Genomic DNA, 8,530 nt, shown 5'->3' on the forward strand with positions numbered 1-8,530 from the left:
CTTCGTCTGCCCGAGCAGTACGCCGCGCTCGGCGTCGACGGCGAGCAGCCGGCCGTCACCCGCGCTCAGATAGACGCGGTTCCCGGCGGCGGTGGAGGGACCGGGGCGCACGGCTTTCCGCGTTCCTCGAGGAGTGGCAGCCGGCGCCGGTGGCTACCAGCGGTCCGGCCGTCGGCTGTCGACCGCGAAGACGGACCCGTCGGGCGCGGTGGCGAAGACCGCGCCGCCGGGCTCGGTGACGGGCGCGGGCAGGGCGGCGACAAGCGTGTGGGGCCCGTCGTCCATCCGCGGCTTCGTCTGCCCGAGCAGTACGCCGCGCTCGGCGTCGACGGCGAGCAGCCGGCCGTCACCCGCGCTCAGATAGACGCGGTTCCCGGCGGCGGTGGGCTGTGACGCCCGGGTGACCGACGTCTCCAGCCGCCAGCGCACGCCGGCGCTCTTCGTACCTGTCGCTCCGGATCCGGCGGTGTCGACGGCGAGCAGTGAACCCGTGTACCCCATGACATAGACCGTGTCACCGGACACGGTGGCCTGCGCCTGGTCGACCGGCGTCGGCAGCGGGACGCGCCGTACGGTACGGGTCGACGCGTCGAGCCGTACGACCTCGTTCGTATAGCCGTCGGCGTCCCCGGAGAGCAGGAACAGCGCGTCGCCCGAAGCCCCCGCCGGGGTCAGGCTGCCCGTCAGCCGCTTCTCCCAGCGCACGGCGCCGTCGGCCGGATCGATGGAACTCACCTCGGTGGCCCGGCCGTCGGACGACGGTGTCGCCGCGAAGAGCGGACCGCCGCCGGGAGAATCGTTCGCCGCCGTCCAGACGGTGCCGGTCCCGCCGCGCTGCCGGCTCCAGCGCTCGTCCCCCGTCGCGCTGTCCAGGGACCGTACCCGTCCGTCGTAGGCCACGAGCAGCACCGTGTCACCGACATGACGGACGGAGGCGTACGAGGAGAGGGCGATGGACCAGCGCTCGGCGCCCGAATCCGGATCCAGCGCCTCCAGCCGGGCCCCGCCGGGGCTGATGACATGCAGCAGCCCGCCCGAGAGAACCGGCGCCGCGCCGACATCGGTGTCCCCGCCGGCCTCGTCGCCCTTCACGGACCAGTCGAGACGACCGTCCAGGGGGTCGAGCCTGGCCGCCTTGACGCCGGGAGCGGTGCAGTAGACGGCCGCGTCGGCGGCCGAACAGACGGGGATCGGGTTCTCGGCGCCGGTGTCGGGCAGCTTGATGTGCCAGGGGCGGAACGCCCGGGTCGGGTCGGCCGCTTGCGGCCGCGCGGGGGCGGGGGCGCCGTTGTCCGTCATGGTGCGTACACCGACGAAACCCGCCGCCGCCACGGCCGCAAGCACCACACCGATCGCCGTCCAGCGCCTGATCCGCCGACGGGGGCGGGACGCGGGCCGGCCGTTCTCCACTTCGGCCTCGGCCTCCGCCTCGGCCTCGTGAAGCTCCGCGCTCTCCAGGGGCCTGATCCGGAGCTGGCGCGTCCGGGACCTGGCCGGGCGCGCGTGGGTGGCGGGGTCCGGATCCGCGCTCTCGGCGGGGTCAGGACCGCGCTGCGCCGGTACGAGGGGACTCGCCCCGGGCGACGACGTCCGCGCGCCGTGCCGCCCGTCCGGGCCAGGCCGCCCGCCCCTACCCGGCACCGGCGACGGGCGCAGCGCGGCCACCATCTCGTCCGGCGTCGGCCGGTCGGCCGGATCCTTCGCCAGACATCGGGTGATCAGCGGCAGCAGCCTCTCGGGCACCCCCGCCAAGTCCGGCTCGTTGTGCACCACTTGGTACGCGACGATATAAGGGCTGTCGGAGTCGAACGGCCCGCGCCCGGTCGCCGCGTGGACCAGTACCGCGCCCATGGCGAACACATCGGCGGCGGGGCCGACTTCACGCGGCCGCTGGAACTGCTCAGGCGCCATGAACGGTGGCGTGCCGATGAGCTTGCCCGTCTCGGTCCGCAGATCACTGTCCGTAGGGCGCGAGATACCGAAGTCGATGACCTTGGGGCCGTCCGACGCCAACAGGACATTGCTCGGCTTGAGATCGCGGTGCACCACGCCGGCCCGGTGGATGTCCCGCAGCCCCTCGGCCAGCCCCGCGCCGAGCCTCGTCAATTCCTCCGCGTCCAGCGGGCCGTTCCGCTTCACCTGCTCGGAGAGGGTCGGGCCGTCGATGAACAGGGTGGCCATCCAGGGCCGTTCGGCCTCCGGATCGGCGTCCACGACAGGCGCGGTGAAGGCGCCGCTGACCAGGCGTGCTGCCGCGACCTCCTGTCGGAACCGGGCTCTGAACTCGGGATCCGACGCATGGTTGGTATGGATGACCTTGACGGCGAGACGCAGCCCGGAAGCGGAGGTGGCCAGATGGACCACGCCCATCCCGCCCGATCCCAGGGCTGATTCGAGCAGGTAGCGACCGGCGTAATCCGGACGCTCCGCTTCCGGGGCCGACCCGGTATTGCGCAGTGGTGGCATCGCCCACCCCCGTGTATTCGTGCGCAAGCGCGACGCACGGAGCCTAGTCGATGATGCGTGCTATTCAGCCATGGGTTGCTAGCCTGCGCGGCGCAGAGTACGCACCGTCAAAGGGGGAGGACCGCATGGCAGTCGAAGAGGTTGAGAGCGGCGTGAGGAATGCCGTCGGGACATCCGGTGAGACATCCGCGGAGGCGTCCGCGGAGACGTCCGCCGAGACGGCGGTGGCCGTCGAAACGCTGGCGGCGAAGCGGTACGCGGTCCACCCGGACTACCGCGTGAACGTCCGCAGCGGACCCGGCACGAACTACTCACTCGTCAAGGTGCTTCCGTACGGCGCGAGTGTCCCGATCAACTGCCAGAAGCCGGGCGAGTGGGTCACCGGCCCATACGGGACGACGAATCTGTGGGACAACATCGCGAACGGGCAGTTCGTCTCGGACGCGTACGTCTATACGGGCAGCAGCGGCTATGTCGCGCCGCGCTGTGCCTGAGCGGGCACGGTGACGCGCAGGGGACACCGGGGATAATCGCCGCGTGAGCGAGCACCCCGTACACCCCGCATACCCCGTACACCCCAAGCAGTCCGAGTCTTCGAAGCAGCCCGAGCGGTCCGAGCAGCCCGAGCAGCGCGGTCACGGCGGCCCGGAGCCCGAGGCCATCCGCTTCTTCGGCACGACCTGGGTCGGCCACGACGGCGGCTACGCACTGCGCCGCGTCGTGGTCGCCGCGGGCTCCCTCGTCGCCACCGTCGCCGCCTGCCTCGCGCTGCGCTTCGCGTACGAGGGACTGGAGATCGCGGACGTGGGCGCGTTCGTCGGGGTGCTCGTCATCGCCGTCTTCTCGGTGTGCGGCGCCATCGCGTTCCGTGCGACCTGGGACGGTTTCCGGCGCCGCCCGGCCGATCCGGCCCGCGAGGAGTCCCTGCGCAGCGTCAAGACGATCGGTTTCATCGGCTCGCTGGTCGCGTACTTCCTGCGCTCCCTCGTCGAGGCCCCGGGCGAGGGGCTGCGCCGCCGGGAGTACGAGACGGCCGTGGTCCAGTACGAGCGCCGCCGCAGCGCCCGCACCGGAAACCCGGCCGCCCGCGGCGCCGGCAAGGGCCGGAAGCCCAAGCGCAGGTAGGCCACGGGCCTCCGGCGGCTGCCGGTCCCCCCGGTCGCGCCCGGCCGCCGCCAGGATGGGCGCATGACCGAACGCGCTCTTTCCTTCGACGCCGTGGCCGACCAGTACGACGCGGCCCGCCCCGGCTATCCGCCCGCCCTCTTCGACGCCATCGAGGAGCTCACCGGCCGCCCGCTCAAGGGTTCCCGCGTCATCGACGTGGGCGCCGGCACCGGTATCGCCACCCGTCTGCTCCGTTCGCGAGGCGCCCTGGTCACCGCCGTCGAGCCCGGACCGCGGATGGCGGCCAGGCTGCGCCGCGCCGCTCCCGGTGTTCCGCTCGTCCGGGGCCTCGGTGACGCCCTGCCGCTGGCCGACGGCTGCGCCGATCTCGTCACGTACGCCCAGTCCTGGCACTGGACCGACCCGGCCCGCTCCGTGCCCGAAGCCCTGCGGGTCCTGCGGCCCGGCGGCGCGCTCGCCCTCTGGTGGAACATCTCGGACGGCGATGTGCCCTGGATCGCCGCCCAGGACGAACGGGTCCGCCGCTGGGCCGGCGACGTGGACCACGGCGCCCACGGCGCCACCGGCCGCGCGCGGCATCTCCCGGCCGCGATGGACCGCGCGGAGCGCCGTATCACCTGGACCCGCCACGTCGCGCTCGACACCCACCTCGCCAATCTCGGCAGCCACTCCGTCTTCCGTACGCGCGGTGAACAGGCCGCGGCCGGCTTCCTCGCGGACGAGCGGACGGAACTGCTCGCGCTCTTCCCGGACGGGACCGTCGAGGAGGCATATGCCGTCGAGCTGACGCTCACCGTCCGCGCTTGACGGCCGCATCGGCCGCGCCCATTATTCATCACATGATGAATTTTGATGAGGGCGCCATCCGTGCCCGCGGTCTCACCGTCCGGCGGGGTGACCGCTCCGTCCTGCGCGGCCTCGACTTCGCCGTGTCGCCGGGCCGGATCACCGGCCTGCTCGGCCCGTCCGGCTGCGGCAAGTCGACCCTGATGCGCGCCATCGTCGGCACCCAGGCCAAGGTCACCGGCGCCCTGGACGTCCTCGGCCTGCCCGCGGGCGACGGCGCGCTGCGCGCCAGGATCGGCTACGTCACCCAGGCCCCGTCCGTCTACAACGATCTGACGGTGCGTCAGAATCTCGACTACTTCGCCGCCGTGCTCGACCCGGGACGGGCCCGCCGCGACGCCCGCCGCGAAACGGTCACACGAGCCATCGGCGACGTCGACCTCGCCTCGCACGCCGACTCACTCGCGGGCAGGCTCTCCGGCGGCCAGCGCAGCCGGGTCTCCCTCGCCGTCGCCCTGCTCGGCGCCCCCGAACTGCTCGTCCTCGACGAACCGACCGTCGGCCTCGACCCCGTACTCCGCCGCGACCTGTGGGACCTCTTCCACCGCATCGCCGCCGAACGCGGCGCGACGATCCTCGTCTCCTCCCATGTCATGGACGAGGCCGAACGCTGCCACCGCCTCCTCCTCATGCGCGACGGCGAGATCCTCGCCGACGACACCCCGGACGCCCTGCGCGCCCGTACCCGTACGGAGACCGTGGAAGCGGCCTTCCTCCACCTGGTCGACGAGGCCAACGCACTCCAGGAGAGCGCCCGATGACCGCCACGACCCCCGGTACGACGACGGCCTCCCGTACGAAGACGCCGTCCCGCACCACCGCGGCCCCGATGTCCGCCGCCCGCACCCTCGCCACCGCCGCCCGCGTACTGCGCCAGCTGCGCCACGACCCGCGCTCGATCGCGCTGATGATCCTCGTCCCGTGCGTGATGCTCTTCCTGCTGCGCTACGTCTTCGACGGCAGCCCGCGCACCTTCGACTCCATCGGCGCCTCGCTGCTCGGTATCTTCCCGCTGATCACGATGTTCCTGGTGACCTCGATCGCCACCCTGCGCGAACGCACCTCCGGCACCCTGGAACGGCTGCTCGCCATGCCCCTGGGCAAGGCCGACCTGATCGCCGGGTACGCCCTGGCCTTCGGTCTGCTCGCCATCGTCCAGTCCGTCCTCGCCACCGGCCTCGCGGTCTGGGCCCTCGGCCTGGAAGTGGTGGGATCCGCCTGGCTGCTCCTCCTGGTCGCGCTCCTCGACGCACTGCTCGGCACGGCGCTCGGTCTCTTCGTCTCCGCGTTCGCCGCGTCCGAGTTCCAGGCGGTGCAGTTCATGCCCGCGGTGATCTTTCCGCAGCTCCTCCTCTGCGGCCTGTTCACCCCGCGCCCGAACATGCAGCCCGTCCTGGAGGCGATCTCCAACGTGCTGCCGATGTCGTACGCCGTCGACGGTATGAACGAGGTCCTGCGCCATACGGACGTCACCGGCGACTTCGTGCGCGACGCCGTGATCGTCGCCGGCTGCGCCGCGCTCGTACTGGCCCTGGGGGCGGCGACCCTCCGCCGCCGTACGGCGTAGCCGCCGCCGTACCGCTCCTCGGACACCTCCCGCGCGGCTCCCGGCCCCGGTGCGAGGATGGTTCAGGAAGGACAGCAGCAAGGAAAAGCAGCAAGAAGAGCACCACCCATCCCCACCGGCGAGGTGACCCCGCAATGCCCCAGACAGTCGCAGTCCTCGGTACCGGAAAGATCGGCGAGGCCCTGCTCAGCGGCATGATCCGGGCCGGCTGGCGGGCCGCCGACCTGCTCGCCACCACCCGCCGCGCCGACCGGGCACAGGAGCTGCGCGACCGGTACGGCGTCGAGAGCGTCACCAACGCGGACGCCGCCAAGCGCGCCGACATCCTCATCCTCGCCGTCAAGCCGCAGGACATGGGCAAGCTGCTCGACGAACTCACCCCCCACGTCACCGCCGACCGCCTGATCATCAGCGCCGCCGCCGGTATCACCACCGCCTTCATCGAGGAACGCCTGACCGCCGGCACCCCCGTCGTACGCGTCATGCCCAACACCCCCGTGCTGGTGGACGAGGGCATGTCCGTCATCTCCGCCGGCAGCCATGCCCTCGCCGTCCATCTCGCCCACGCCGAAGAGATCTTCGGCGGCGTCGGCAAGACCCTCCGCGTCCCCGAGTCCCAGCAGGACGCGGCCACCGCGCTCTCCGGCTCGGGCCCGGCGTACTTCTACTTCCTCGTCGAGGCGATGACCGACGCCGGCATCCTCCTCGGCCTGCCCCGCGCCCAGGCCCACGAACTGATCGTGCAGGCCGCCATCGGCGCCGCCGTCATGCTGCGCGACAGCGGCGAGCACCCGGTGAAGCTCCGGGAGGCCGTGACCTCCCCGGCCGGCACCACCATCAGCGCCATCCGGGAGCTGGAGAACCATGGCGTACGGGCCGCCCTGATCGCCGCCATCGAGGCCGCGCGCGACCGCAGCCGCGCCCTGGCCACCGGCAACGGCTGACGGTCGGCGGACGCGGCAGCTCAGCCGGCGGGCAGCAGTCCGATGGCCCGATAGGCGGCGTCGACCACCGGGCGGGCCATTCCCCTGGCCCGCTCCGCTCCCTCCTTCAGTACTCCGTCGACATAACCGGGATCCGCGGCCAGCGCCGCGTGCCGCTCCCGCAGCGGACGCAGCAGTTCGACCACCGCCTCCGCCGTGTCCTTCTTGAGCGCGCCGTACGAGTCATACGCACCGGCCAGCTCGTCCGGGCTCCCGGCGCCGCATGCCGCGAGGATCTCCAGCAGATTGGCCACCCCCGGTCTGGCCTCCCGGTCGTATTCGACCTCCTGCCCGCTGTCGGTGACGGCCCGCATGATCTTCTTGCGCGCCACATCGGCGTCGTCCAGGAGATAGACGATCCCGGCGCCGGACTCGTGCGACTTACCCATCTTCGACGTCGGATCCTGGAGATCCATGACCCGCGCGGCCACCGGCGGCCGGGTGGCCCGCGGTACGACGAACGTATGCCCGTACCGCTGGTTGAACCGCACCGCGAGATCCCGGGTCAGCTCCACATGCTGCGTCTGGTCGTCACCGACCGGCACCTCGTCCGTGCGGTAGGCCAGGATGTCCGCGGCCATCAGCGCCGGATACGACAGCAGCGAGAACCGCACGCTCTCGCCCGACGCCAGCGCCCGCGCGCTCTTCTCCTTGTACTGGATCATGCGCCGCAGCTCCCCGTCGGTGGCGGTGCACTCCAGCAGATACGAGAGCCGCGCGTGCTCGTCCACATGACTCTGTACGAACACGGTGCACACGGCGGGATCCAGCCCGGCCGCCAGCAGCAGCGTGGCGGCCTGCCGGCTGAGTCTGCGCACCCGGGCGGGATCGTGCTCGACGGTCAGAGCGTGCAGATCCACCACACTGAACAGCGCGTCGGCCCGGTGCTGATCGACCTCGACCCATCCGCGTACGGCCCCGAGGTAGTTGCCGAGCGTCAGATGCCCTGTCGGCTTGACCCCGCTGAAGATCCGCGTCATCTCTCTCTTCACCCTCCGGATCGGAGCCGCCGCCTCCAGCGGCCGGCTCCCCGAGGGGGAGAAACGCGAACGGCCGCCGAGGCGGCGGCCGTTGAGTGCACACGTGTGTGGCCGGCCGCCGTCAGGCGGCCCACCACTGAAGGATGCACGCGTGCGTTGTCATGGCCCCAAGAGTAGCGGCCGAACCCTCAAGTTGACATGCCAAACACAGATCCGTAATGTTCTCCGAGCTGTCCGACGTGAGCACCGGTCCAGGCCGGTCCCCGGACAGTCATTCCGCAGGACCCACGACAAGCAAGCGACCGCTGGTGTCGCATTGTTTTGCGTGAGCTTTTGCGAATGAGGAATCCGCGTTCGAAGGGATGCGGCCCCGATTCGCGTCGGAGCAGCAGATTCCGCTAAAGTCTCACTCGTCGGAACGGCCCAACGGCCGGGATGACAGCCCACTCTGACTGGGAATCAGGCCCGAAAGGATCTGATAGAGTCGGAATCGCTGGAAAGGGAAACGCGAAAGCGGAAAACTGGAAGGCGGCCCCGCTCCGACGGGGAATCGGACACGA

At 71.5% G+C, this 8,530-nt stretch carries 8 protein-coding genes; 6 read left to right on the forward strand and 2 right to left on the reverse strand.

Annotated elements, in window-relative coordinates:
• Positions 1-153: 153 nt before the first annotated feature.
• Positions 154-2,466: a serine/threonine-protein kinase gene (locus tag ACFRKB_RS38635; RefSeq protein ID WP_383111271.1), complete on the reverse strand. Its 2,313-nt coding sequence runs from the start codon at positions 2,464-2,466 to the stop codon at positions 154-156.
• Between the two features lie 125 nt (positions 2,467-2,591).
• Between ACFRKB_RS38635 and ACFRKB_RS38640 the strand changes: the two genes are divergently transcribed.
• The 6 genes from ACFRKB_RS38640 (at position 2,592) to proC (ending at position 6,951) form a co-directional block, all read left to right on the forward strand.
• Positions 2,592-2,960 carry an SH3 domain-containing protein gene (locus tag ACFRKB_RS38640; RefSeq protein WP_383111272.1) on the forward strand — a complete coding sequence of 123 codons (369 nt, stop codon included), beginning with the start codon at positions 2,592-2,594 and terminating at the stop codon, positions 2,958-2,960.
• Positions 2,961-3,126: 166 nt separating this feature from the next.
• Positions 3,127-3,591, forward strand: a complete 465-nt coding sequence (locus tag ACFRKB_RS38645; protein WP_383111279.1) for a hypothetical protein — start codon at positions 3,127-3,129, stop codon at positions 3,589-3,591.
• 63 nt (positions 3,592-3,654) lie between these two features.
• Positions 3,655-4,401, forward strand: a complete 747-nt coding sequence (locus ACFRKB_RS38650) for a class I SAM-dependent methyltransferase (RefSeq protein WP_383111273.1) — start codon at positions 3,655-3,657, stop codon at positions 4,399-4,401.
• A 32-nt stretch (positions 4,402-4,433) separates the two neighbouring features.
• Positions 4,434-5,201, forward strand: a complete 768-nt coding sequence (locus ACFRKB_RS38655; RefSeq protein ID WP_383111274.1) for an ABC transporter ATP-binding protein — start codon at positions 4,434-4,436, stop codon at positions 5,199-5,201.
• A complete protein-coding gene (locus ACFRKB_RS38660; RefSeq protein WP_383111275.1) occupies positions 5,198-6,007 on the forward strand; it encodes an ABC transporter permease in 810 nt (269 codons plus the stop codon). The genes ACFRKB_RS38655 and ACFRKB_RS38660 overlap by 4 nt, the downstream gene beginning before the upstream one ends.
• A 134-nt stretch (positions 6,008-6,141) precedes the next feature.
• Positions 6,142-6,951: a pyrroline-5-carboxylate reductase gene (gene proC, locus ACFRKB_RS38665; RefSeq protein ID WP_383111276.1), complete on the forward strand. Its 810-nt coding sequence runs from the start codon at positions 6,142-6,144 to the stop codon at positions 6,949-6,951.
• 20 nt (positions 6,952-6,971) lie between these two features.
• Here proC and trpS read toward each other — a convergent pair whose 3' ends face one another.
• Positions 6,972-7,970: a tryptophan--tRNA ligase gene (gene trpS / locus ACFRKB_RS38670; RefSeq protein ID WP_383111277.1), complete on the reverse strand. Its 999-nt coding sequence runs from the start codon at positions 7,968-7,970 to the stop codon at positions 6,972-6,974.
• Positions 7,971-8,530: the final 560 nt, after the last annotated feature.

Source organism: Streptomyces scopuliridis (genome assembly GCF_042790125.1).
Lineage (GTDB): Bacteria > Actinomycetota > Actinomycetes > Streptomycetales > Streptomycetaceae > Streptomyces > Streptomyces scopuliridis_A.